Origin of the sequence: Chryseobacterium jejuense, assembly GCF_017877355.1 — a bacterium.
Taxonomy (GTDB): Bacteria; Bacteroidota; Bacteroidia; order Flavobacteriales; family Weeksellaceae; genus Chryseobacterium; species Chryseobacterium jejuense_A.
Window position 1 is genome coordinate 188,634 of record NZ_JAGIPR010000003.1, and the last position, 23,430, is coordinate 212,063.

Annotated in this window: 26 protein-coding genes; 16 read left to right on the top strand and 10 right to left on the bottom strand. The window is 35.4% G+C overall.

What is annotated here, in order from left to right; all coding sequences use genetic code 11:
* Positions 1 to 161: 161 nt before the first annotated feature.
* Together J2772_RS08020 and J2772_RS08025 are read right to left on the bottom strand one after the other, a co-directional pair.
* Entirely contained in the window at positions 162 to 824 is a 663-nt protein-coding gene (locus J2772_RS08020; RefSeq protein WP_209915448.1) for a hypothetical protein, read from the bottom strand.
* 138 nt (positions 825 to 962) lie between these two features.
* Positions 963 to 3,110, bottom strand: a complete 2,148-nt coding sequence (locus J2772_RS08025; protein WP_209915450.1) for an endonuclease MutS2 — start codon at positions 3,108 to 3,110, stop codon at positions 963 to 965.
* 127 nt (positions 3,111 to 3,237) lie between these two features.
* Between J2772_RS08025 and J2772_RS08030 the strand changes: the two genes are divergently transcribed.
* The 3 genes from J2772_RS08030 to J2772_RS08040 are packed head-to-tail and all read left to right on the top strand — an operon-like array spanning position 3,238 to position 5,480.
* Complete coding sequence (locus J2772_RS08030) at positions 3,238 to 3,750, top strand: GNAT family N-acetyltransferase (protein WP_209915452.1); 513 nt, start codon at positions 3,238 to 3,240, stop codon at positions 3,748 to 3,750.
* Positions 3,751 to 3,805: 55 nt separating this feature from the next.
* Positions 3,806 to 4,801 carry an acyltransferase family protein gene (locus J2772_RS08035; protein WP_209915454.1) on the top strand — a complete coding sequence of 332 codons (996 nt, stop codon included), beginning with the start codon at positions 3,806 to 3,808 and terminating at the stop codon, positions 4,799 to 4,801.
* 37 nt (positions 4,802 to 4,838) lie between these two features.
* Entirely contained in the window at positions 4,839 to 5,480 is a 642-nt protein-coding gene (locus J2772_RS08040; protein ID WP_209915456.1) for a uracil-DNA glycosylase, read from the top strand.
* On the opposite strand, the gene J2772_RS08045 is transcribed toward J2772_RS08040, so the two are convergent.
* Positions 5,467 to 5,964: a hypothetical protein gene (locus J2772_RS08045; protein WP_209915458.1), complete on the bottom strand. Its 498-nt coding sequence runs from the start codon at positions 5,962 to 5,964 to the stop codon at positions 5,467 to 5,469. The genes J2772_RS08040 and J2772_RS08045 overlap by 14 nt on opposite strands.
* An 18-nt stretch (positions 5,965 to 5,982) precedes the next feature.
* Entirely contained in the window at positions 5,983 to 6,474 is a 492-nt protein-coding gene (locus J2772_RS08050) for a DUF456 domain-containing protein (protein WP_209915460.1), read from the bottom strand.
* 177 nt (positions 6,475 to 6,651) lie between these two features.
* On the opposite strand from J2772_RS08050, the gene J2772_RS08055 reads away from it, so the two are divergent.
* From J2772_RS08055 to J2772_RS08095, 9 genes are all read left to right on the top strand, one after another.
* Positions 6,652 to 7,914: a mechanosensitive ion channel family protein gene (locus tag J2772_RS08055; protein ID WP_209915462.1), complete on the top strand. Its 1,263-nt coding sequence runs from the start codon at positions 6,652 to 6,654 to the stop codon at positions 7,912 to 7,914.
* 130 nt (positions 7,915 to 8,044) lie between these two features.
* Complete coding sequence (locus tag J2772_RS08060; protein WP_209915464.1) at positions 8,045 to 8,764, top strand: pyridoxine 5'-phosphate synthase; 720 nt, start codon at positions 8,045 to 8,047, stop codon at positions 8,762 to 8,764.
* Positions 8,765 to 8,856: 92 nt separating this feature from the next.
* Positions 8,857 to 9,636, top strand: coding sequence for an alpha/beta fold hydrolase (locus J2772_RS08065; protein WP_209915466.1), 780 nt, complete (start codon positions 8,857 to 8,859; stop codon positions 9,634 to 9,636).
* A gap of 114 nt (positions 9,637 to 9,750) precedes the next feature.
* On the top strand, positions 9,751 to 9,969 hold the full coding sequence (locus J2772_RS08070) for a microviridin/marinostatin family tricyclic proteinase inhibitor (protein WP_209915468.1): 219 nt from the start codon (positions 9,751 to 9,753) through the stop codon (positions 9,967 to 9,969).
* Between the two features lie 87 nt (positions 9,970 to 10,056).
* On the top strand, positions 10,057 to 11,013 hold the full coding sequence (locus J2772_RS08075; protein ID WP_209915470.1) for an MvdC/MvdD family ATP grasp protein: 957 nt from the start codon (positions 10,057 to 10,059) through the stop codon (positions 11,011 to 11,013).
* Complete coding sequence (locus J2772_RS08080; RefSeq protein ID WP_209915473.1) at positions 11,006 to 12,010, top strand: MvdD family ATP-grasp ribosomal peptide maturase; 1,005 nt, start codon at positions 11,006 to 11,008, stop codon at positions 12,008 to 12,010. The genes J2772_RS08075 and J2772_RS08080 overlap by 8 nt, the downstream gene beginning before the upstream one ends.
* Positions 12,011 to 12,433: 423 nt before the next feature.
* Positions 12,434 to 13,447: an NAD-dependent epimerase/dehydratase family protein gene (locus tag J2772_RS08085; RefSeq protein ID WP_209915475.1), complete on the top strand. Its 1,014-nt coding sequence runs from the start codon at positions 12,434 to 12,436 to the stop codon at positions 13,445 to 13,447.
* Positions 13,444 to 15,213 carry an AMP-dependent synthetase/ligase gene (locus J2772_RS08090; RefSeq protein WP_209915478.1) on the top strand — a complete coding sequence of 590 codons (1,770 nt, stop codon included), beginning with the start codon at positions 13,444 to 13,446 and terminating at the stop codon, positions 15,211 to 15,213. The genes J2772_RS08085 and J2772_RS08090 overlap by 4 nt, the downstream gene beginning before the upstream one ends.
* A gap of 27 nt (positions 15,214 to 15,240) precedes the next feature.
* Positions 15,241 to 16,296, top strand: a complete 1,056-nt coding sequence (locus J2772_RS08095) for a diphosphomevalonate/mevalonate 3,5-bisphosphate decarboxylase family protein (protein ID WP_209915480.1) — start codon at positions 15,241 to 15,243, stop codon at positions 16,294 to 16,296.
* Positions 16,297 to 16,338: 42 nt separating this feature from the next.
* Here the strand turns inward: J2772_RS08095 and J2772_RS08100 are convergent, their stop codons facing one another.
* Positions 16,339 to 17,421 carry an endonuclease/exonuclease/phosphatase family protein gene (locus tag J2772_RS08100; RefSeq protein ID WP_209915482.1) on the bottom strand — a complete coding sequence of 361 codons (1,083 nt, stop codon included), beginning with the start codon at positions 17,419 to 17,421 and terminating at the stop codon, positions 16,339 to 16,341.
* Positions 17,422 to 17,534: 113 nt separating this feature from the next.
* On the opposite strand from J2772_RS08100, the gene J2772_RS08105 reads away from it, so the two are divergent.
* On the top strand, positions 17,535 to 17,975 hold the full coding sequence (locus J2772_RS08105) for a nuclear transport factor 2 family protein (protein WP_209915484.1): 441 nt from the start codon (positions 17,535 to 17,537) through the stop codon (positions 17,973 to 17,975).
* A gap of 20 nt (positions 17,976 to 17,995) precedes the next feature.
* Positions 17,996 to 18,373, top strand: coding sequence for a VOC family protein (locus J2772_RS08110; RefSeq protein WP_209915486.1), 378 nt, complete (start codon positions 17,996 to 17,998; stop codon positions 18,371 to 18,373).
* Here J2772_RS08110 and J2772_RS08115 read toward each other — a convergent pair whose 3' ends face one another.
* Positions 18,374 to 18,757, bottom strand: a complete 384-nt coding sequence (locus tag J2772_RS08115; protein ID WP_209915488.1) for a DUF1634 domain-containing protein — start codon at positions 18,755 to 18,757, stop codon at positions 18,374 to 18,376.
* On the bottom strand, positions 18,757 to 19,587 hold the full coding sequence (locus tag J2772_RS08120; RefSeq protein WP_209915491.1) for a sulfite exporter TauE/SafE family protein: 831 nt from the start codon (positions 19,585 to 19,587) through the stop codon (positions 18,757 to 18,759). The genes J2772_RS08115 and J2772_RS08120 overlap by 1 nt, the downstream gene beginning before the upstream one ends.
* A 97-nt stretch (positions 19,588 to 19,684) precedes the next feature.
* On the opposite strand from J2772_RS08120, the gene J2772_RS08125 reads away from it, so the two are divergent.
* Entirely contained in the window at positions 19,685 to 20,236 is a 552-nt protein-coding gene (locus J2772_RS08125; RefSeq protein ID WP_209915493.1) for a DUF1543 domain-containing protein, read from the top strand.
* 24 nt (positions 20,237 to 20,260) lie between these two features.
* Positions 20,261 to 21,373: a 5-(carboxyamino)imidazole ribonucleotide synthase gene (locus J2772_RS08130; RefSeq protein WP_209915495.1), complete on the top strand. Its 1,113-nt coding sequence runs from the start codon at positions 20,261 to 20,263 to the stop codon at positions 21,371 to 21,373.
* A 60-nt stretch (positions 21,374 to 21,433) separates the two neighbouring features.
* On the opposite strand, the gene J2772_RS08135 is transcribed toward J2772_RS08130, so the two are convergent.
* The 3 genes from J2772_RS08135 to J2772_RS08145 are packed head-to-tail and all read right to left on the bottom strand — an operon-like array spanning position 21,434 to position 23,372.
* Positions 21,434 to 22,246, bottom strand: a complete 813-nt coding sequence (locus J2772_RS08135) for a hypothetical protein (RefSeq protein WP_209915497.1) — start codon at positions 22,244 to 22,246, stop codon at positions 21,434 to 21,436.
* 40 nt (positions 22,247 to 22,286) lie between these two features.
* Positions 22,287 to 22,658, bottom strand: a complete 372-nt coding sequence (locus J2772_RS08140; protein ID WP_209915499.1) for a hypothetical protein — start codon at positions 22,656 to 22,658, stop codon at positions 22,287 to 22,289.
* Between the two features lie 42 nt (positions 22,659 to 22,700).
* A complete protein-coding gene (locus J2772_RS08145) occupies positions 22,701 to 23,372 on the bottom strand; it encodes an SH3 domain-containing protein (RefSeq protein ID WP_209915501.1) in 672 nt (223 codons plus the stop codon).
* Positions 23,373 to 23,430: the final 58 nt, after the last annotated feature.

Genomic DNA, 23,430 nt, shown 5'->3' on the forward strand with positions numbered 1-23,430 from the left:
TATAAATTAAATGCTTTTTTGATTGGTAAAATAAAAATGTATTTTCTGAAATTATTAATAGTTTATTTTTCTTTAGATACTCTAAAGAACTTTTATAGAAATTTTGAGTATAATAAGAAAAGAGTGTTTGTATGAACACTCTTTTTATTTATGGATAATTTTTAAGATTCTGTATTTTGATTCGGAGAGCTGTAAATAGCCTTGGGGTCATTTTTAAGGTAATAAGAAAATACTCCAAAGAATAAAAGTATGAGCAGAAATAAAGCTCCACATACGTAAAAAGCAGTTCCAAAACCATAGCTGATGGTTACTCCGTTTCCTAATCCCATTCCTATTTTATTGTTTCCAAGCCCTTCCATCTTTGATTGGAAAGTCAAATAAAACGTTAACAAAGAGATGAGACCTCCCAGAGAAACTGCTATATGATACATATATTTCTTCTTAATACTTTTGATTACCTGAATGATAATCCCGGCAATAGCTGCCAGAAAAGCAATAATAATAAAAGGACTGGGTGGAATATTTTCATTGTCTTTTTTATTGTTAGATTCGTTCAGTGGTGAGTATTCAGAATCGGTATTTGAAGATGTATCATCTGAATCATTTCCGAAAGCAGAACCAAACGGAGAGCTCTTTTTTATGTTTTCTTTCATTCGTTCATTCATCGTTTGTTTAGAAACTCCTGTTACCAGATCTGTTCCTTTAATAGACATTAGAGTGGTATCACCACATTTTATCAGGAAAAATGGAAAGAAAAAACACAGAATAATAACTGTATAACTCGGTATTGGAATAAGGTCTGATAATACTTTTAATGGTTTCATAAATTATTGTTTTTGTTAAAAATAGGAAAAATTATTACGATAATGTACAAAAGAAAAAGAGAGTATCCTAAGACACTCTCTTCCATTATTGTATTCAGTTAATTTTCAAATTCCCCAATTAATCCATTTTCAAATTGATTAGATTCTTTCTAATTCATCAGCATCAATCGTTGTTTTGAAAGTTCCGTAATTCACAATCACCTTGTTTCTGGAAATTTTTTCAATAGTTCCTACGCTGGTGCTTCCGGTAATTCGGACGCGTTGCCCTTCTTTCATCCAGATGGCACGGTCACTCTTACGTTTTTCCTCCAGCTTCTCGTTTGTTTCAGCGATTTTCTCAATTACATCTTCCTTTTTAAGTTGTTGAGTGATCTTTCTTTTAACCACCTGAAGACGCTTTGATTCATCTTTATCAGCTCCCAGTTTTCTGAACTTCTCCTGTTCAAGTAACTTTACAAAGTCTTTTACAACATCTTTTCTGGATTTCCCTTTCGTATAGCTGTCGATGAAAGTTTCAATCTTGTTTCCAAACTGAAGTTTACGGTGTTCTTCTTCATAGAGTTTCTGAAAATTGAACAATTTCTGCTGAAGCTGTTCATTCAGTTTCTGAAGGTTATCACGTTTGTCTTCTACAGATTCTTTTCTTTCTGCAAGATCAGTTTTTAGTTTTTCAACCTCAAATTTTTCCTGCTGCAGCTTTACAATCGTTTTATCAAGATTCACAATATCATGTTCTACCTTTTTCTTGGCAGAATGAATGATAAACCTTGGGATTTTATTCTTTTCAGCGACTTCAAAAGTGAAGGAACTTCCTGCCTGCCCAACTTCCAGTTTGTACATTGGTTCCAGCGTTTCTTCGTTGAAAAGCATCGCAGCATTCTGAGCATTTGGGAGCTGTTCTATAACCAATTTGATATTGGTGTAATGCGTTGTAATGATCGCAAAACTCTTCTTATCATAGAAAAACTCCATGAAACTTTCAGCCAAAGCACCACCTAATTCAGGATCAGAACCTGTTCCGAACTCATCAATCAATAAAAGCGTATCCGAATCAGCCTCACGAATGATTCCAGACATTTTCTTTAACCTTGATGAATACGTGGATAAATGGTTTTCAATGGATTGATTATCACCAATGTCAGTCATGATCTTCTCAAAGAAAAACATCTCAGATTTCGGATGAACAGGAACCAGGATACCACTCTGAATCATCAGTTGCAGCAACCCGACAGTTTTCAATGTAATTGATTTTCCACCGGCATTAGGTCCGGAAATACAGATAATTCTGTTATGTTCTGTTAAAGCCAGAGTCTGTGGATGAATTGTTTTGTTCTCTACCTTATTTCTCAACCATAATAAAGGATGAAAGGCATCTTTTAACCTCAATGTTTTATGGCGGTTGATTTTAGGAAGAACTCCATTGATAAGTTCTGCAAACTTAGCCTTAGCCCTTACCAGATCAAGATCGAAAATATACATCTGATACCTCCAAAGCTGAGGTTGGAATTCTGCAAGCTCTGTGGTAAGCTGTCTTAAAACTTTATCAATCTCTTTTTTCTCTTCCTCTTCATTTTCACGAAGCTTGAAATAATGTTTTACAACACTGTCCGGTTGAATATAAGTGATGGATCCGGTTTTTGAAATTCCCAGGGTTCTTCCCGGAACTCTTTTCTTAAAACCCGATTTTACTGCTAAAACCCGTTGGTCATCAATAATTGTTTCCCGTATATCATCCAAAAATTCACTCTGTCCATACGTAGTCAGAGCACGGTTGAAGTTTTCCTGAATAGCTTTTTTAGCATGCTGGATTTCAGTTCTTATCCCTTTTAAAGCTGGAGAAGCCTCATTTTTTACCTCACCAAACCGGTTAAATACCTTATCCACCTTATCGATGATCTCTTTTCTGAATTCCAGTACAGAAACTTCTTCCAGTAAAGTAGGAAATGTTTCCGGCATGGTAGGGAAGAACTTCTGTAATTTTCCGATCTGTTCCGTGATGGTTTTTATTTTGATGAAAGCACTGTTTTCCAAACGGTAATTCTCAATCAGCATCAATTTTAGCTCACTTTCAATATCTTCATATTCATCAAACGGAATCGCATTTGAACTTTCAAAACTAGACAGATATTCTGATGTTTTTTTCAATGAAAGTTCCGCCTCGTCAATTTCCATGGGACGAAGTTGAAGAATTTTTTCTCTTGTTTTCGGAGAATACGCAAATGGGGAGATTTCCGCGAGCAATTGCGGAAACTCTAATTCGTCTAAATCTTCTTTATCTATATACACAATGCAAATTTAGTGAGAATTTTGATTATTACGTATATTTGAGTGATTTACAAAATAGATTAATGAAAGAATTATTCCCTATTCAATATTTCTTTTCAAAGATTTGATGATAATTTTTAATGAAAATATGAAACTGGAAACAGAAAGACTGGTCTTAAAAGAAATCAATGAAGCTCATATAGAGGATATTCTTCGAATCAGAAGCAATGAGGTTATCAATCAATATGTGAAAAGGAATTCTCCCAAAACCAATTATGATGCGTTAGAATTTATTCTGCACATTAAAAGAAAAACTCAGCATAAAGAAATTATTTTCTGGGGAATTTCATATAAAGACCGTTCAAATCTTGTCGGAACAATATGTCTCTGGAACTTTTCAGAAGATAGAAAGACAGCAGAGGTTGGGTATGAGCTGTTACCGGATTATCATCGAAAAGGGCTTATGTCTGAAGCTCTCCGTACCGTTTTAGAGTATGGGTTTAATCAATTGCAATTACAGGAGATTGTAGCCATTACAAGTAGATTCAATGAAAACTCTAAAATGCTTCTTTTAAAGCAAAATTTTGTTCTTGAAGAGGGTAAAAAAGACGAACATAATCCGGACAATATTATTTTGAGCTTAAAAAACACAAAACATTGAATCCATGGTTTTTTTTTATCTTTAGCCCCAAATATATGGATAGTACACACAATATATGAAAAATGAAATAAAGTCCTTAACCGGATTAAGGGGAATTGTAGCATTATGGGTCGCTTTTTTTCATTTAAGTCATTTTAGAGCGGATATTATTCAGACTGTTGTAGGGAAAGGGTATGTTGCAGTAGATATCTTTTTTGTATTAAGCGCATTTTTACTGGCTGTTTCTTATGCAGATAAGTTTAAAGCCTTAAACTATAGTGTTATACAGACGTTTTATAAGAAAAGAGTGAACAGGATTTATCCAGTCTATATTTTATCAGTCATTTTTATTGCTCTATTTCTAATAGATACTTCAACTGTCCAGTTTTTAATGAATGCTGCCCTGCTGCAGTGTTTTTTTAATCCTAATTATTCATTAGGTACAGTCTATTGGTCGTTAAGTACAGAATGGATTTGTTATCTGATATTTCCCTTCTTGCTATTCCTTATCTTTAAGTACAAATTACGCAGTGAAATATTGATTATTACAAGCTTAGTTTTAAGAGGAGCACTTCTATACCTTCCGGATAATTTATATTTGGGCCCAGAGGTGCCTCTGATTAAAACCTGGAGATACCTTGATGTTATTGATGGACTCAATTCTTTAATAAGAACAGTGTCATCTTATCTTTTGGGAATTGGAATGGCTTTTTTATCAGGCTCTCAACTACGAAGACGTTTGGTTGTTTATATTGCGATGATTTTGTTTTTATTATTGTTATATACAGAAAAGGGACTCTTCTTTATCCCATTATTGTCAGCAATAATAATAAAGCAACTATATGATGGTGAAGATAGTCTTATCAAAAGGCTTTTGGGAAGTAATGCTATTTATTTTCTTGGGAATATTTCCTATTCATTATATATTATTCATTATATTATCCAGACGCAGGATTGGGTATTCTTATCATCAGGGTCTTTGAATAGTTTATTATCTATCAGTATAGCCATTATATTATCTTACTTTTCCTATATTTTAATTGAAAGAAAAGTGAAGATATTTAAAGTATAATTTGTAGTCTTATTTTAATATTAATTACTTTTGCAGTATGACCTGGACAGAAATTTTAGCCCCGATAAAAAGTACAGAATACTTCACAACCCTTTGGGAGAAAGTAAAAAATGAATATGCAACCACTAAGGTGTTTCCTCCAAAAAATCAAATCTTCAGAGCATTGGAAATTACACCATTTGAAGATGTTGAAGTGGTGATTATCGGTCAAGATCCTTATCATAACGATTATCAGGCGAATGGTTTATGCTTTTCCGTATCTGAACAGGTTACAGCACCACCATCCCTTAAAAATATTTTTATCGAATTAAAAGATGATCTTGGAGTAGTGAGAACTTCTAAAGAACTGGATGACTGGGGAAAACAAGGGGTTCTTCTGTTGAATGCAACCCTTACAGTTCGTGCCCATTCACCAAACTCCCATAAAGATCTCGGCTGGGAAACATTTACCAATTATATCATCAAAGAAATTTCAGATAAAAAAGAGAATGTAGTTTTTGTTTTGTGGGGCGCCTTTGCACAAAAAAAAGCCGAACTTATTGATCCGGCTAAACATTTTATATTGAAATCAGCACACCCGTCACCGTTTTCTGTTCACAGAGGGTTCTTCGGAAGCAAGCCTTTCTCAAAAATTAATGAATATCTTATTTCCCAAGGGAAGAAGGCTATTTCTTGGTAGTATCTGATGATGGTCTGTCTTTGTTAATGCTGATCCCTATTTTGTATTTCCCTTTTAACTCTTCAGCTCCTCCAGCTTTAGGATATGGAGTGACCTCCTGCAGGGTGATGGTGTAACCGTTGAACTTGGCAGATTGGCGATAGTTTCGTGCAGGAAAATCTATACTGGCAAGATTCAAAAGTACAGGTCGGGTAGAAGTTCCCATGACTTCAATTTGAGCAAGAGCAGCTCCGGCCCAGATGCAGTTTACCCCTTCAGGGCATCGGCTGTCCTCGGAAATCCCTTTGAAAGTAATGTTCATTTTATAATCCAGAAGAAACTTGTTTTCTCCTTCACTCAGGTAGATGAGGTCATTCTTTTGCTCATCAGGCTTTGTATTGGTTGTCATTTCAGGAGCTTTTGAGTCTGCTTTAGCTTTCTTCTGGGCATCGCATCCCGTTAACGCGAAGACTCCCAGGCTGAATAGGATGGCTTTATGAAGCATGATTTTTCTTTTTTTGAGTTAAATAATATCAAACATATTAAGGAATACTACCAAAAACATTGCCATACCCACAACGAAACTGAATCCCGTGCCATAAATAAACCCAATGAGAGCACCTTTAGTGGATTGTAGGGCTTTGTTCATGTCTTTGCTGTCGTGAAGCATTTCACCAATAAATACGCCTGCGAACATTCCGATAAGGAAGCCTAACGGGATCGGAATAAAAATCCCGACAATGGTTCCTACTACAGAACCAATACTTCCCCAGCGGGTTCCGCCGTATTTTCTGTTAGTCCTTGCAGGAATCACATAGCTTAAAACAACAGAAGCTGCCGTGAGAATTCCAAAAGCCCAGATATAGATCATCGGAAGATCAGCATCTGTCCCGAATTTATAGATCAGCAATCCGCAGATGCTTAATAAAAGTCCGGGTAAAACAGGAAGAAATGTGCCCAGTACTCCTACAAATAATAAAATAAGACAGAGAATATTAATAACAGTTGTATCCATTTTTTAAAATATAAACGAATATATGAAACCTTAGTGATTCAACAAATAGACCTGATTATGAAAATACAGGAGATTTTTAAATGATTTAAATGAAATTTATAACCAGCTTTAAATTTTGGGATGAAAATTGATTGTGAATAGTAACATCATCATCCTTAATTTTATAAATTTGCTGTAATGAAAGATGAAATACAAGATACCAGAGATTTTCTGCAGAATATCAGTGATCAGATCCATTATTTTGTAAGAGACCATGTATATCCTGATCTGGCACTTCCTATTCAGATTATGCTGAAATTTATATTTCTGGCAGGGATGATCTATATCCTGGATTTTGTTTTTAAATTTATTGTCAATACTATTTTCAAATTCTTTTTTGATAAAGAAAAATTTCCTGTTTTAAAGTCAATTTATGATTCAAGAATTACTAATTCTGTAGTTCACTTAGGGGCATTGAACTTTGCAGGATATGCACTTTTTTCCGTCTTTTACAGACATCCCAAAAGCTTTGCATTACTGGAAATGATTGTAGGGGTGGCTACTATTTTTGTAATAGCAGGGTTATTATTTAGAGCATTGACCGCTTTTAGAAATTACTTTGTAATTAAGCAGGACTATTATAAAATCATGACGCTTAATGCTATTTCGGAAAGTGTAAAAATCTTTGGGATCTTTGTACTTTCCGTCATAGGAATCTGTCTGATTTTTGGAATTAAGGGTGGAACAATTTTAGGAAGCCTTGGGGCAATAACAGCAGTTTTGGTACTTGTTTTCAGAGACACTATTCTGGGATTTGTTACCGGGATTCACGTGGCTACTTCCAAGAATTTGAAAGTAGGAGACTGGATCAGTATTCCCAAATACAGTATAGAAGGAAATATTACGGAGATAAGCCTTTTAACTACAAAAATCACCAATTTTGATAAAACAATTTCTACTATTCCTACCTATGATTTTCTGACTACGGAGATTAAAAATATGCAGGTAATGTCCGAATCCAATAACAGAAGGATTAAGAAATCTATTTATTTTAATATCAATTCTTTTAAGTTTCTGACAGATGAAGATATTGAGCGTTTAAAAGAAATTAACCTTATTGCGGATTATCTCGAACAGAAAAGAGTGGAAATCAGAAGTGAAAAAGAAAGCCTGAGTAATAATGATAGAACTATTAATGGAAGGCAGTTAACCAATATTGGGGTTTTCAGATATTATGCACAGAGATATATAGAAAATGATCCTGATGTGGAGAAAAATGCAACAAGAATGGTTCGTCAGCTGGAAATTACCCCACAGGGACTTCCGCTTGAGGTCTATTGTTTTGCCAATGATTCCAAATGGGAACATTTTGAGCAGATTCAGGCTGATATTTTCGATCATTTACTGGTTGCGTCCAAAGAGTTTGAACTTCAGGTGATGCAGGTAAGTGTTAAAGTATAAAAAGAGAGGTTAAGGCTCTAAAAAATAAATTCAACTTAAGTGATAATGAAATTAGAACACCTTAAAGAAGTCGTAAGTCTGAAGTTACTTCCAGCTTCTAACTTCCATTATCTAACATGTAAATAAAAAAATGACAAAACTAAGCGTAAACATCAATAAGATTGCGACATTAAGAAATGCAAGAGGAGGTGAAACACCAAGTGTGACAGAGGCTGCTATAAAGATTCAGGAATTCGGGGGGCAGGGAATTACAATTCACCCCAGGCCGGATGAGAGGCATATTACAAGAAAAGACGTCTATGATCTGAAACCATTGGTGACGACTGAGTTTAATATTGAAGGAAATCCCCATCAGTCTTTTATTGATATGGTACTGGATGTGAAGCCTGAACAGGTAACACTGGTTCCGGATGCAGATGATGCGATTACTTCCAATGCAGGATGGGATACTAAAAAACATCTGGATTATCTTACTGAAATCATTAATGAGTTTAAAAAGGCGGGTATCCGTACCTCCATTTTTCTTGATCCTTTACCGGAGTTGGTAGAATATGCTGCAAAGACTGGGGCAGACAGAATTGAGCTGTATACGGAAGCTTATGCAAAAGATTATTTGTCCAATAAAGAACAGGCGATAAAACCTTATTATGATACTGCTGTTGTAGCCAATGAATTTGGATTGGGAATTAATGCAGGACATGATCTAAGTCTTGAAAACCTGAAATATTTCGCTGACACTATTCCTAACCTGCTAGAAGTGTCTATTGGACATGCTTTGGTTTCTGAAGCGTTATATATGGGCCTAGAAAATACAGTTCAGTCCTATTTGAAGAGATTGGCGAAATGGTAAAATAGATACCGGATATCGGATTTAGACCTTATTATAAGAGTCGTGCTGATATTTTCCGGAATCTGTATCTAAAATCTGTTATTTAAAAGAATATGGAAATCTTAAACTCAAAAATATTTGGCGAAGGTTCAACAGCTACGCCGTTTTTAGTATTCCACGGATTGTTCGGAATGCTCGATAACTGGGGAAGCTTCGGGAAAGATCTTGGAGAATATCTTCCGGTACACCTTATTGACCTTAGGAATCACGGAAGAAGTTTTCATTCCGATGATATGTCTCATGATGATCTTGCAGATGACATTGCCCGCTATATGGAGCATTACGGCATTAAGAAAGCCCATGTTTTAGGGCATTCTTTAGGAGGAAAAGCTGTGATGCAGTTTGCTTTAAAATATCCCGAAAAAGTAGAGAAGCTGATTGTGGTAGATATTTCACCAAAAGCTTATCCGCCACATCACCAGGGAATCATTAAGGCTCTGGAAACGGTAGATTTTAATACAGTAGGCTCAAGAAATGAGGTGGAAGCTGTCTTGAATCAGTATATTCCTGAAAAATCAACGATACAGTTTTTAACAAAGAATCTGTATTGGGATGATCATAAAAAGCTGAACTGGAGATTCAACCTTAAACCTCTATCTGAAAAGTATAATGAATTTGTATCCAATGCTGTGAAATTTGGTGTTTTTGAAGGAGAAACCTTATTCATTGCAGGAGAGAAGTCCAATTATATTTTGCCACAGGATGAATATGGAATCAAACAGCAATTTCCAAAAGCGAAGATTGTAACTGTTAAAAATGCAGGGCACTGGGTTCAGGCCGAAAATCCGGTTGATTTTGCTATTGTTGTTAAGCAATTTCTTGGTTTGAATTAATAATATGCTTTATATTTTGATAATATGTTAAAATTATCTTAAAATATCAATTTATTTCTCCATTATTTGAAATTTTTGTACATTCGATTATCAAATAAACAAACATATTGACTTATGAAAAACAAAAATTCAAAAAAGAAGCCGTTCTTTGCAACATTTCTTGAGAAACAACTTAAGGATCCTGAGACAGTAAAAGGAGGAACAGATATTACAATTCCTGAGAGGGATACGATTACAAAACCTACCTTGGATGGTGTAACGTCTAAGTTAACGGATATGGATCATACTATGAAATATCCTTCTGATGGAGATGATGATACTGCTGAACTATAAAATGATTATTTTACAGTAACATATTAACAAAATTGTAACAAAGGGGAACTTAATACGTTAAGTTTCCCTTTTTAATAAAATCGGCAAATGATTCTCTGTATTACCCACTCACAGGATTTTTATACTATTGATCGTTTCTTTCAACACCTTTCTTTTAAAAATATTTCCTACTTCAGACTGAATTCTGACCAGCTGAACCATCTTCAGAAAATCAGCATCAGTGAGGACTCATTTGGGATTACTGATGGGAATGGAAAATCTGTACATTCTGATGAGATTACAGGAGTATGGCATAGAAAAGGATGGCGAATCAGTGTTCCTGAAGAGCTGGATCAGGAGTACGAAAAAATCTTTCTGAATGAATATGCCCATCTCCGCTACAATCTGTTTACCCAACTGCAGCATCTCCCATGGATCAATCCTTATGAAAATGAGAAGAAAATTGATGGAAATAAAATGCTTCAGCTGAAAACAGCCCAACAAAATCATCTGACGATTCCTCCAACTGTTTTTACCAATGATGAAGAGAAAGTAAAAGCTTTTTTTGAACAGCATTGCTCAGGAAAAGCCATTGCCAAACTTCACGGTGTAACCCGGAAAACAATGAGTGGTGAAAATCTTATTTCCACGATGGTGATTGAACAGGAAACATTGGAAAACCTTTCGGATATTATTTATTGTCCCATGATTTTTCAGCCTTATATCGATAAAGAATATGAACTGAGGATTATGTACGTAGATGGAGAATTTTTTACAGGAAAGATTAATAACAGTGAAAATGCTGATTGGAGAATTAGTCATGAAGACTATTTCTGGACGGTGTATGAACTGCCTGATGAGATCAAAATAAATCTGACTTCCATGATGAAGGAAATGGGATTGTATACCGGAGCTATTGACATGATCCGGGGAAAAGATGGGAAATATTATTTCCTTGAAGTCAATCCACAAGGAGAATGGGGAATGCTTCAAAAAGAACTGGGATTTCCCATTGCAGAAAGAATTGCCGATCATCTTATTAAAAGAATCAATATCCATGAATAAAATTTTAATTATAACACATACTGCAGATAATTTTTCCATTGAAAAAGTAACGGAATACATTCAGGATAACCATTGTGAGGTTATTCGCTTTGATGTTGATTTATATCCTTTACAGAATAAATTATCAACTGTTTTTCAAGATGGAGAATGGGTGACAGTGCTTGAAACGTCCGGAAAAAAACACAGATTGGATGATATTTCAGCAGTCTGGTATCGTAGAGCTTACAATATCGGAAAAGGATTGAAGGAAGAAATAGATGCTAAATTCCTGGGAGCAGCGATGGGAGAAATCCGCAATACATTATTCGGGTTCTTTGAATCTATTGATGTGTATTCATTAGGGAAGCCAAGTGTTTACAGAAGACTTGACAGTAAAGAAGAGCAGCTGAAACTCGCTCAAAAAATAGGACTCTCCATTCCTGAAACTTGTTTGACCAATAATCCTGAAGAGGCCCGGCAATTCATTTTAAAACATCAAAATGTTGTAGCTAAGATGCAAACCGGATTTGCCATCTACGAGGATGGTGTAGAAAGTGTGGTCTTCACCAATGTTGTGGGTGAAGATAAACTAGAAGAATTGGATTCACTGCTGTATTGCCCGATGCAGTTTCAGAAAATGATCCAAAAGAAAAAAGAACTTCGGGTAACCATTGTAGGAAGAGATATTTATGCCTTTGAAGTGGATTCCCAACAGTTTGAAGATGCTAAAGTGGATTGGAGAAAAGATGGGGTTAATCTGCTTGATAAATGGACGCAGACGGAATTGCCGGCAGATGTTGAAGCAAAACTTCTGGAACTTCTGGATATTTATAACGTAGACTATGGAGCAATAGATATTATTGTTTCTCCTGAAGATGAATATTTTTTTATCGAAATTAATGCAGCCGGAGAATTTTTCTGGCTGGATAAGCTTACAGAAGGAAATCTTATCTCTAAGAGTATTGCAGATGTCCTCTGTGATAAAGCTCCGAGAAGAGATAATGTAGTGATGGTATAAATGATTAATTTTTTATATAGTGGCTCTGGAGGTTTTAATGCTTTCAGAGCTTTTTTGAACCACCCCGTCAAATCGAAGATTTGACACCCTTTCGGAGGAGAGAAATTTTCACGTCTTCAACTGTAATATTCTTATGAAAATCGGAGATTTTCATAAGCTTAAGTGTTCTTCTTATTTACAAAGTTGGTAACTTAAAAACTTAAGTGTTCAAAAACTTTTGTGTCTATAATAAAAGGATTCTTTATTTAAGTTTGAAATTTTGTGATTTCCAGAATGATAATATTGGTTAAATAAAGTTGAATTTTGCTTTAAAAATCGCAAATTTGCAAAAGCAGTTTTTTAGGTAACTTTTAAAGAAATCTGAAGAATTGCCGGATAGAAAATATTGTCATATTTTAGTCAGCAATCAAGCAACATAATTTAATGGTTTTTGTAACGGGTGCAACCGGAATTCTGGGAAGAATAATCGTGCTGGAACTTCTTAAAAGAGGTAAAAATGTGCGTGCTTCCAAAAGACCGGGCAGCAATTTAAACGAAGTAAGGCATTCATACAGCTTTTATACGGAGAATCCTGATGATTTTTTTAATAAGATCGAATGGGTGAATGTGGATTTTGAGGATATTAATTCCTTAAAAGATGCATTGAAAGGAGTAGAGGAGGTCTACCATTGCGCCGCAAAAGTGAGCTTTCATCCCAAAGATGAAAAAGAAATGTACCGTACCAATATTAAAGGTACAGAAAACTTATTGTATACCTGCGAAGGATCCGAAGTTAGAAAATTTCTACACGTAAGCTCTGTAGCTGTTTTAGATAATTACAATGAAAAAGGAGAGCTTGATGAAGATTCTGATTTTAATCCGAAATTAGAGCATTCTGCCTATGCTATTTCCAAACATTTATCCGAAATGGAAGTTTGGAGAGCCTCTGCAGAAGGAATGAATGTAGTGATCATCAATCCCGGGATGATCGTAGGAAGCGGTAACTGGACGCAAAGCAGCGGTGAGCTTTTTTCAACGTTTGAAGACAATAGTTTTACCTTTGCCGGCGGATCTGCCTATGTGGATGTGAGAGATGTTGCTAAAACCGCCATTGAACTGATGGAAAACAATATTTTTGGTGAACGTTTTATCATCGTTGCCGAAAATAACAGATATGCCGATCTGGCAAAACAGATCAGGACCCGATTAGGTCTTAAAGAAGCAAGAATTCTTACAAGATCCCAATTAAACATTGGAAAATGGGCCAATACTCTTTTCGGATGGTTGATTCCAAAGCTGAAAATGGCTACAGAATCCAATATTGAGGCGATCTCTTCATTCAACACCATTTCCAATCACAAAGTCACGGAGAAACTGAATTATCAGTTTATTCCCATCCAAGAAAGTATCGACTTTCACCTGAACAATTATATTAACGACAAAAAGCTGAAGAAATGAATCTTGCAGAGGCAATAATCCTTAAAAATGTAGAAAAACATCCTATAAAAGCGGCAATCGGCTTTAAAAAGAAAGAAGAAGCCTGGAAAGAGCTGAGCTGGAAAAAATTCAGTGAAATTATCTTTAAAACAGCCAATGCATTAAGAGAAGCAGGAGTTCAGGATAATGATAAGGTGGCTATTTACTCAGACAATTCATCTGAGTGGATGATTGTTGATTTAGCAGCAATGGCAATAGGGGCAATTACTGTTCCTATTTACTCTACGAATAATGCTGAACAGGCAGAATACATCATTAAAGATTCCGGAGCTAAAGCGATTTTGGTAGGAACCCAAATGCAATATGATGCTTGCCTGGAACTTTTGTATAAAGAAGATAATCATCTTGAAACCATCATTGTTTCTAAAAAAGCAGTGTGGATCAAGAAAGAATTCAACAGTTTTTATCTTGAAGACTTTATTTCAAAAATGTCCTCAGAGCTGGAGATCTGCAAAAAAGAATATGATGATACTGCCACGCTGATCTATACTTCCGGAACTACAGGAACGCCGAAAGGAGTTATGCTTACCCATGGAAATTTCATTAAAGCATTTGATTCTCACTTTGAATTTTTTAAGTTTAAAAACTTTGAAGAAGAGCTTTCATTAGCATTCTTACCCTTAAGTCATGTTTTTGAAAGAAGCTGGAGTTTATTATGTCTGTATGGCGGAGCAAGAGTTTATTTCCTTGAAGATCCGAAAAACGTAGCCAAAGCATTGGAAGAAGTAAAACCTACTGCCATGTGTGCGGTACCGAGATTCTTCCAGAAAGTATATGCCGGAGTTTTGGAAAAGGCAGAAGAAGGGTCACCACTGAAGAAAAAAATCTTTAATTGGGCGTTAAAAACAGGATGGGAAACCGCAGAATTAAGAAGAAATGAAAGACCTGTTCCTTTTGGTTTAAAATTAAAAGAATCTGTTGCAGATATGCTGGTCTTTAGTAAGATCAAGAATAAAATGGGTGGAAGATTGTGGTTTTTACCTTGTGGTGGAGCATCTTTATCACCTGAAGTAACCAGATTCTTTGAATCAGTGGGGATTCACGTTACTGTTGGATATGGTTTAACAGAAACTACGGCTACCTTAACTCTTTTCCCTTTAACTCATTTTGAACATGCTACGAGCGGAAAACCATTGCCGGGAGTAGAAATCCGTATCGGAGAAAGCGATGAGATCCAGGCCAGAGGAAACGGAATTATGAAAGGGTATTATAACAGACCTGAAGAAACCCAGAAAGTATTTACAGAAGATGGCTGGTTTAAAACAGGGGATGCCGGTAAATTAGATGATAAGGGTAACCTGATTATTACAGACAGACTCAAGGATCTGATGAAAACTTCCAATGGAAAGTATATTGCTCCACAACAGATTGAAAATCTTCTTACCAATAATAATTTCATCCAACAGATCATGCTGGTAGCGGAAGGGAGACAATTTGTATCTGCCTTAATCGTTCCGAATTTTGAGTTCTTACAGAATTATATTAAAAAGAATAATATTCCATTTACCAATTGGGAAGAAGTGGTGAAAAATGAAAAGGTAATTAACCTTTATAAAGAGAAAATTAAAGAACTGCAAAGCCACCTTGCGGATTATGAAAAAGTAAAGAAATTTACACTAATGTCGGCAGAATTCGACATCAATACCGGAGAAATTACTCCAACATTGAAAGTAAAAAGAAATGTAGTTCTTAAAAAATATGCAGATATTATAGATAAGATGTATTAATCGTCTTGTAAATCAATTAAGTAGACTATGACAACACAATTTATAGGAAAAGAAAATTTTACCATTCATACACACACGGTTTCAGAGAGCTGTCCGTCTAATATTGCTTTAATTAAATATTGGGGTAAGTATGACAATCAGATCCCTGCCAATCCAAGTATCAGTTATACTTTAAATCATTGTAAAACCAATACTACAATGGAATTTTTGGCTGATGAGCCTTTTTCTGTACAAACCTTTTTGTCAGGAAATGAAGAGGTGAAGTTTGCTGAAAAGATTGAAAAATACTTCAAAAATATCGAACAGTATCTTCCATGGATCTTAAAAGGGAAATATATCATCAGAACTGAAAATACATTTCCACACAGTTCAGGAATTGCGAGTTCTGCTTCAGGATTCGGAGCTATTGCTAAATGTCTGATGGCGTTGGATGAGACATTTACTGGGAAAAACTCAGAAGAAGAATCCTTAAGAAAAGCTTCATTTTTAGCAAGATTAGGAAGCGGAAGTGCATGCAGAAGCTTGTACAACGGATTGATCGTGTGGGGAGAAACAGAAGAAGTTCAGGGAAGTTCAGATCTATTTGCAGTACCCTATCCTGAAACTGAAATTCATGAAGTATTCAAAAACTTCAATGACTGGGTTTTACTGATTCATGAAGGACAGAAAAGCGTTTCTTCAACCGTAGGACACGGTTTAATGAACACCAACCCATATGCAGAAAGAAGATTTCAGGAAGCAAGGGAAAATTTTATTCCGATGAAGGAAATCCTGAAAAGCGGAGATATGGAACGCTTCATCAAATTGGTAGAGCACGAAGCACTTACTCTTCACGCCATGATGATGATGAGTGATCCGGCTTTTATATTGATGAAAACAGGAACTTTAGAAGTTATCAATAAAATTTGGGATTTCAGAAGAGAAACAGGACTTCCGTTATTCTTTACCCTGGATGCTGGTGCGAACGTACACCTTTTATTCCCAAGTGATGCTTCTGAAGAACAGATCAAAACATTTATAGAAGCAGAATTGCTTCAGCATACTCAAAAGAATGGAGTAGTGAAGGATGTGATGAAGTTTTAAAAGATAATAAAAAAGTGGGTTTTTTAACCCACTTTTTTATGTTTAATCTTCAGTAGCTACTGCTTCCCGGTTGCCGTCTTCCTGTTTTCCTTCTTCTATCATGATTTCTGCCTCTGCTTTTTCTTCTGAAGTTGCTGTTTCTATAAGTTCTTCCTGCTGATCGTTGTGAAGGTCTATGAAAAACTCACAGTATACAGGAAGATGATCTGAACCAAAATTTTCCAGTGTCTTCAGTTGTTTGATAAAAATATCTTCGCTGTGAAACATCAGATCTATAGGAAATCTTAAAAAGCGATACTTTGCATGAAAAGTAGAAACAAAAGAATGTCCCACCCTCGGATCTATAAGATGACTCGTTTTTCTAAAAAGTACAGATGACCTTGACCAGGCAACGTTATTGAAATCTCCCACTACAATAACCGGTTTTTTGATATCTTTTACCCGCTTGGCAGTACTTAGAAGATCACCGTCTCTTTCCCTGGAGGTTTCTTCCTCTGTAGGGCTCGGCGGTGGCGGATGAACACCAAAGAAAACAAAGGAAAAACCATCGGCTGTTTCCATATGTACCTCAATGCTCGGAATATCATCTGCTACAAAATAATGAGTTCTGGCTTCCTTAATTTCAATTCTGGAATAGAAATGCATTCCGTAAGTATTTTCAAGAGTTACTTTGTGCTGGTAGGGGTATTCTTTTTCCAGACTCCTCATTGCTTTTTCCCAATCTCTATTGCTTTCCATAGTCATGAAAAAATCAGGATCATATTTTTCAATAAGCTTAGAAAACCTTCCATATTCCTTATTGAACTGGTAAACATTGGCTGATACAAAATGAAGTTTTCCAGAGGATTTGTGGCGGTGTTTATGTTTTTTTATAGGGTAAAGGCGTGTATATCTGATGAGGGTTTGGCTGTGATAAACAAATAAAACAAGCAGAAATCCCTGGGAATACCACAAATAATCTGTAGAATCAATTATAAATCCTAACAGAAAAGTAAAAAATATAAGATAAGTGACCTGTATTTTAGCAAATTCAGGAACCCGGAATATCCAGTGAGAATGCTGAATTTTAGGCAGTATAGTTAAGACCAGTAAAAGTATGGCCAGAATTATATAAACAATCAACATATTAAAATTCTTTGTCTGAAATAATTTTTGTTACAATTTAAGAAAAATGAAATTTAAAATCTCATAATCAATTTAAAATTTATTTTACCTATTTTTAGCTAAATTTATCCCTTATGAATACCATAACAGCAATACTTGTCTTATGCAGTAGTTTCTGTTTCGGACAGCAGAATGAGGAAATAGAAAAGCCTATTCGCAGTCTGTTTCTTGGAATGAAAAACGCTGATCCTGGACTTGTAAAAACAGCTTTTGCTGAAAATGCCGTTTTGCAGACGGTTACAAGAGACGGTACTGTAAAAAGTGATAATATACAGGAGTTTATAGGAACTGTTTCTAAGTTTGCTAAAGATGATCTGGATGAAAGGATTGTAGTTGAAGCTATACATACAGATGGAAATCTGGCCAGTGTATTTACACCTTATAGCTTTTACCTGAAAGGGAAATTGTCCCATTGTGGAGCCAATAGCTTTCAATTGGTGAAACAGAATAATGAATGGAAGATTCAGTATATTATTGATACCCGAAGAAAGGAAAACTGTAAGGAAATAAAATAATAAAAATATTTAAGAAGAGAATGAAAATTCATCATATAGCTATCATTGGCTCAGATTACGAAGTATCAAAGAAATTCTATACACAAGTTTTAGGTTTACAGATTGTTCGTGAAGTATATCGTGAAGAAAGACAGTCTTATAAACTTGATCTGGCTATAGGAGATCATTATGTAATTGAACTATTCTCTTTTCCGGATCCGCCTGCGCGCCCGTCCCGTCCTGAAGCCTGTGGTTTAAGACATCTTGCTTTCTCAGTGGAAAATGTAACGGAAAAACGAGACGAATTAATAGGGAAGGGACTGGATTGTGAAGAGATCCGCATCGACGAATTCACAGGAAAAGAATTTTTCTTTACCCAGGATCCGGACCAGTTGCCATTAGAGTTTTATGAAATGTAATTAGTGTGCATAACCAGCAAAGAAACTCACTGCCATAATTGCTAAAACCACTGAAGAAATGAATACATATACATAATCTTTTTCCTTCAAATAGCCTATTAAAGCGAAGACAATTCTCATCAGGGGAGTGAAGATCAATAAAAGGATGCCTAGTTGAATAATGGCCATTCCTTCGCCTTTGCATAGAGATTCCCAGAAATGGTTCCAAACCTTTTCAGAAGAGTTTCCAACAACAAGGCTGGTGTATTTTTTAGGCATTTCAAAACCTTCGGTAAACAGTTTGATAAAACCAATCAGTGAAGTAGCCACAGACAGAATGACGCCCAGTCTCAGGAGATTTCCTACGGAACGGTTCAGATCTACATCTGTAAAATTCTTTTTCATTATCTGAAGCTTTTGTTGATACCGTTATACATCATATATACAGACAGGATTGTAATCACAATGGCAAAAAATACCTTTAATTTTTTGGTTTTGGATGCCATAAGGGTTTTAGAACCGATAAAGCTTCCAATTACCACCCCAATCAGTACAGGAGCTGCAATGACCGGAATAATTTCACCCCTCTGGAAATAAATCAGTGCACTGGCAACTGCTGTTACTCCAATCATAAAATTACTGGTGGTTGTAGAAACTTTAAAAGGAAGTTTCATCATATTATCCATAGCCAATACTTTCAATGCTCCGGAACCAATTCCTAAAAGTCCGGACATTGCTCCAGCAAACATCATCATTAAAAATCCCGGAACTGTATTTCTTGCAGAGTAGTTTTTTAATACTCCTTTATCAGGAAAAGTCCCGTAAAGTTTTAGTTTTTCTTCCAGACTTCCATGAATTAAAGGTTCCTGATGGTCAGGTTTTCCTTTTAAATTTAAAATAACCGTCAAAAGAAGAATACTTGCGAAGATAATTCCAATGGTATTCGGATTAAGCATCCCTGAAACCAAAGCCCCTACAATAGCTCCGGCGGTGGTGGCTATTTCAAGAAACATTCCGATTCTCATATTGGTAAACCCTTCTTTTACAAAAGCTACCGCGGCACCGGAAGAAGTTCCGATTACGGAAATAAGAGATGCGCCAATAGCGTAATGCATTGGAACGCCGAATCCCAGCGTTAATAAAGGAATGATGATAACCCCTCCTCCAAGCCCTGTAAGTGAGCCTAAAAGGCCCGCAGAAATAGCGCCAAAGAAGAGTATGATGATTTCTGACATACTACAATTAATATTACAAATATAAAATTATTGTAGTAGTCTGCCAAACATTTGAAAAAGATAAATTTAACGTATTTTTGCATGCATGAAAAGTGAAATGAAATTATTTTATGTGATTCTCGGGGCAACTCCCAAAGGAAGAAACATTGAGCAACATGACGTTTTTTTTGGGATTGCTGAGAGTCTGAAGGATCTTATCCCTGATATGAAAGCCTTTTGGAAAGAAGCAGAAGGAAAGATTCATATTGATTGCTATCAGGAAGTAAGATTTGCTGATGGTTATGAGGTGAAGATCGTTGAAAAGGATGAAAATACATCCGGAAACCAATTGTTCTTCCTTAATTTAGGAGGTTACAAGCCTGGTTTTTTTGAAGAATTCCACGAGCAGCATCTGATGGTAGGACAAGCTATGGGTGAGATCGTAAAGAGAGCAAAAGCTACAGAATTCTATAAAACAATGGGGTTTGAAGGAGCAGTAAGTCATATTGATGACAAGCATGGGGTAGATATTGATGATATTTTCAATGTGAATGATATTCTGCCAGTATCTATGAAAGAAAAATATTCTATTGTTCTTATAAAATCTGATGTAGAAAATCAGGAAAACCCAATGGGGCTGGGATATTTAAAAATTGATAAAATTCAATAAGCGTAAATCTAATAAAAATAAAAAATGAAAATAGGAATTCTGGGAGGTGGACAGCTGGGAAGAATGTTGATACAAAGTGCTTTGAAGTATGATGATGAGTTTTATACTCTGGATCCGGCTTCTGATGCACCATGCCACAATATCTCGTATTTTACGGAAGGAAATTTCAATGATTACGAAACTGTTCTGAATTTTGGAAAAGATAAAGATGTGGTAACCATTGAAATAGAACACGTAAATGCTGATGCTTTGGCTGAACTTGAAAAACAGGGAATTAGAGTGGTTCCTAATGCCGGGATCATCAAAACCATTCAGCAAAAGATTCTTCAGAAAGAATTTTATAAAACTCATGATATACCAAGTCCGGAATTTCAGATCGTATGGAACAGTGATGAAAAGATCATGATGCCATTGCCATTTGTTCAGAAAATGAATACCGGTGGTTATGATGGAAAAGGCGTACAGGTTATTAAAACAGAAGAGGATTACCAACATGTATGGAAAGAAGCTTCAGTGATTGAAAGCCTTGTTGATATTGATAAAGAGCTTTCCGTTATTGTGGCAAGAAATGAAAAAGGAGAAACCAATACTTTTCCGGTAACAGAAATGGTGGCTGATCCTAAACTTAATCTTTTAGACTTCAATGTGTGTCCGGTTTTATTGACTGAAGATGTTCAGCAGCAGATTGATGCCATTACAGAGAAGTTTTTGAATGCAGTAAATTCTCCGGGACTTTTTGCTATCGAATTATTCTTAGATAAAGAAGGAAAGGTATGGGTAAATGAAACAGCACCAAGACTACATAATTCAGGGCACCAGAGCCAGGAAGGAAACACCAATTCTCAGTTTGAACAAATGTACCGTGTCGTAAAGAATCTTCCTTTAGCAGATACGGATGCTATTACCTACAGTGGAATGCTGAATCTGGTCGGAGCAGAAGGCTACTCTGGAAAGGTAGTATACGAAGGAATGGAAGATGTACTTAAGTTACCTGAAACTTACATTCACTTATACGGAAAAACAGAAACCAAACCAGGAAGAAAAATGGGACACATCAATGTGTTGGCAGATTCTAGAGAAGAGCTTATGGAAAAGCTTGTGATGGTGAAGGGAATGGTGAGAGTGATTTCAGAATAACTGAATTGAAAATATATAAAAATAGCTGTAGTTCTCTCTACAGCTATTTTTTGTTTATATCTAAGGTTTTTTAACCACTTCTATAGTATCTGTTTTATAATTGTATTTCATATACGTTCCTAGTGCAGGAGAATAAACAGAAAACTCTTCCAGCTTTGTAAGCGGAGCATAAAGTTTAAAAGTACAAATATCCGTAGCCGAAATAAACGGATTGGTTTTTAAATGACTATGCGTAACCATTGTTGCTATATTTCCATCTCCCATTGACGCTTGAGCAGGCACTAGTCTTGAATGAATTTTTTGGTTAGAAATAATATTTCCTTTTTTATCTGATACGAAAAGATAATCATTTCCAAATGGAATGATACCGGATTGAGAGGTTCCCGAGATCAGATATATTTTGTAATTTTCATTAAATGGAATAAGAATCATGTTCAGACTATATCCTTGTGGTAATGCTACTTCATATTTTGGATCTGATAATTGTGGAATTACTACGGAATGAATGTTTTTTAGAGAGCTTTCAGTATCATTAAGCTCTCTTTGTGTAAAGCTTTCTTTTACAGGTGATTTTTGATTGTTTTTAAAATCATATTCAGCGATAATTTTACTTTGGTCTTTATTAAGAAAAACTGTTTTCATGATATCCTTTGACTGATATGTTAGGTAGCTTCCCATATTCTCACGGAGTTTAGGGTTACTGTTGGCCAGATCACCAGCATGCCATGACGCATTTTCATGGGAGAAAAGTAAGTGAGCCTCTGTTTTGATGGAGTCTAGTTTGTGTTGAAGGTCTTTTTCAGAATATTTAAGATCCTGAGCAAAGGTAATAGCCGGTATAAAGATGAAGAAAAACTTGATAATTTGTTTCATGAATTATTTTTGTGGCAAAATACAAAATTGAGATTAAAGTCTAATACTCATTAGAAGATATGTATTTCTTCTTAATCTGGAAGGCTATTTCCCAAAGAACAATAGAACTGATAGCATTTGTACAGATTGCTGTAATCATTCCATAATCATCCCAATCCGGAGCCCATCTTACTTCCATTAAAAGATAGGCTATTGCTAAGGCTATAAATGCAATACTAAATGCAGTGATAATATTAAAGCTGTCTTTCCATTTTAAAATAATGAAAGTAATTATTGAATTTAAAATTCCAAATCCCAGACTTGTTACCAGATAAAAGTTATCACTTTTTAATATATCATCTATGGCAGCAATAGGAAATGCAACCAGGCAGTAGAGTATAAACAAGATCAGATAGGTAATTGCTTTTTTCATAATACATAGTTTATAATTTATCTTCCTAGCCTGAAGAACAAATTAAAAAGGGATCTCCAAAGTTCTCCCTTTGTATTCGCCTTTTTCTATGGTAAAAAGGGCTACATAGGTACCTGCACCATCAGAATTTAACATGGAGATGTATAAAGTATCATTGATACGGTCATAATAACAGGTTGTAGATTTATTATTGACTTCGAACAGGTTTTCAATCTCCTTTTCAGGAATTTGAATGGTTTTATCTCCAATTTGTGCAGTGATGGAAAGATAGTGCGTTTTAGGAATTGTTCCGTCTATTCCCCAGACTTGCTGTTCTTTATAGTAATCTCCATGCAGTGTTGAAGAAAAGTCTTTTTCATTTTCCTTAAAATTAAATTTTCCCGAAACAATATTTATTTTAATATTTCCTGACTTAAAGATTGCTTTGTTCGCATCACGCACAGTTGAGGGGATAGCTTGGTAAGATTTTATATATTTTAGTCTTGAATTATGAATATAGCCATTACTTACATTGGCCCAGCTTTTATGAGTTGGATCAGACTCAAATACATAGACGATCTCATCGGAATTGACCTTTCCAATAATCTTACTTTCTGCATCTGCATTTTCCCTTAGATTTACATAGCCATCTTTATCTACAACTTTTGCAAACTGGGCAAATGATAATTGTACACTTAAAACTGCTGTTAAAAGGAATATCTTCTTTGTTTTCAATGAATTTTAATTTTAGACAAAAATAGTTTTATTATTTGAAAAAGATGGAAGCTGGAAG

What these genes read in the sequence shown, in the direction of transcription:
- J2772_RS08020 (WP_209915448.1), bottom strand. Translation starts at nt 824, where the DNA reads ATGAAACCATTAAAAGTATTATCAGACCTTATTCCAATACCGAGTTAT.
- J2772_RS08030 (WP_209915452.1), top strand. Translation starts at nt 3,238, where the DNA reads ATGAAACTGGAAACAGAAAGACTGGTCTTAAAAGAAATCAATGAAGCT.
- J2772_RS08035 (WP_209915454.1), top strand. Translation starts at nt 3,806, where the DNA reads ATGAAAAATGAAATAAAGTCCTTAACCGGATTAAGGGGAATTGTAGCA.
- J2772_RS08040 (WP_209915456.1), top strand. Translation starts at nt 4,839, where the DNA reads ATGACCTGGACAGAAATTTTAGCCCCGATAAAAAGTACAGAATACTTC.
- J2772_RS08045 (WP_209915458.1), bottom strand. Translation starts at nt 5,964, where the DNA reads ATGCTTCATAAAGCCATCCTATTCAGCCTGGGAGTCTTCGCGTTAACG.
- J2772_RS08050 (WP_209915460.1), bottom strand. Translation starts at nt 6,474, where the DNA reads ATGGATACAACTGTTATTAATATTCTCTGTCTTATTTTATTATTTGTA.
- J2772_RS08055 (WP_209915462.1), top strand. Translation starts at nt 6,652, where the DNA reads ATGAAAGATGAAATACAAGATACCAGAGATTTTCTGCAGAATATCAGT.
- J2772_RS08060 (WP_209915464.1), top strand. Translation starts at nt 8,045, where the DNA reads ATGACAAAACTAAGCGTAAACATCAATAAGATTGCGACATTAAGAAAT.
- J2772_RS08065 (WP_209915466.1), top strand. Translation starts at nt 8,857, where the DNA reads ATGGAAATCTTAAACTCAAAAATATTTGGCGAAGGTTCAACAGCTACG.
- J2772_RS08070 (WP_209915468.1), top strand. Translation starts at nt 9,751, where the DNA reads ATGAAAAACAAAAATTCAAAAAAGAAGCCGTTCTTTGCAACATTTCTT.
- J2772_RS08075 (WP_209915470.1), top strand. Translation starts at nt 10,057, where the DNA reads ATGATTCTCTGTATTACCCACTCACAGGATTTTTATACTATTGATCGT.
- J2772_RS08080 (WP_209915473.1), top strand. Translation starts at nt 11,006, where the DNA reads ATGAATAAAATTTTAATTATAACACATACTGCAGATAATTTTTCCATT.
- J2772_RS08085 (WP_209915475.1), top strand. Translation starts at nt 12,434, where the DNA reads ATGGTTTTTGTAACGGGTGCAACCGGAATTCTGGGAAGAATAATCGTG.
- J2772_RS08090 (WP_209915478.1), top strand. Translation starts at nt 13,444, where the DNA reads ATGAATCTTGCAGAGGCAATAATCCTTAAAAATGTAGAAAAACATCCT.
- J2772_RS08095 (WP_209915480.1), top strand. Translation starts at nt 15,241, where the DNA reads ATGACAACACAATTTATAGGAAAAGAAAATTTTACCATTCATACACAC.
- J2772_RS08100 (WP_209915482.1), bottom strand. Translation starts at nt 17,421, where the DNA reads ATGTTGATTGTTTATATAATTCTGGCCATACTTTTACTGGTCTTAACT.
- J2772_RS08105 (WP_209915484.1), top strand. Translation starts at nt 17,535, where the DNA reads ATGAATACCATAACAGCAATACTTGTCTTATGCAGTAGTTTCTGTTTC.
- J2772_RS08110 (WP_209915486.1), top strand. Translation starts at nt 17,996, where the DNA reads ATGAAAATTCATCATATAGCTATCATTGGCTCAGATTACGAAGTATCA.
- J2772_RS08115 (WP_209915488.1), bottom strand. Translation starts at nt 18,757, where the DNA reads ATGAAAAAGAATTTTACAGATGTAGATCTGAACCGTTCCGTAGGAAAT.
- J2772_RS08120 (WP_209915491.1), bottom strand. Translation starts at nt 19,587, where the DNA reads ATGTCAGAAATCATCATACTCTTCTTTGGCGCTATTTCTGCGGGCCTT.
- J2772_RS08125 (WP_209915493.1), top strand. Translation starts at nt 19,685, where the DNA reads ATGAAATTATTTTATGTGATTCTCGGGGCAACTCCCAAAGGAAGAAAC.
- J2772_RS08130 (WP_209915495.1), top strand. Translation starts at nt 20,261, where the DNA reads ATGAAAATAGGAATTCTGGGAGGTGGACAGCTGGGAAGAATGTTGATA.
- J2772_RS08135 (WP_209915497.1), bottom strand. Translation starts at nt 22,246, where the DNA reads ATGAAACAAATTATCAAGTTTTTCTTCATCTTTATACCGGCTATTACC.
- J2772_RS08140 (WP_209915499.1), bottom strand. Translation starts at nt 22,658, where the DNA reads ATGAAAAAAGCAATTACCTATCTGATCTTGTTTATACTCTACTGCCTG.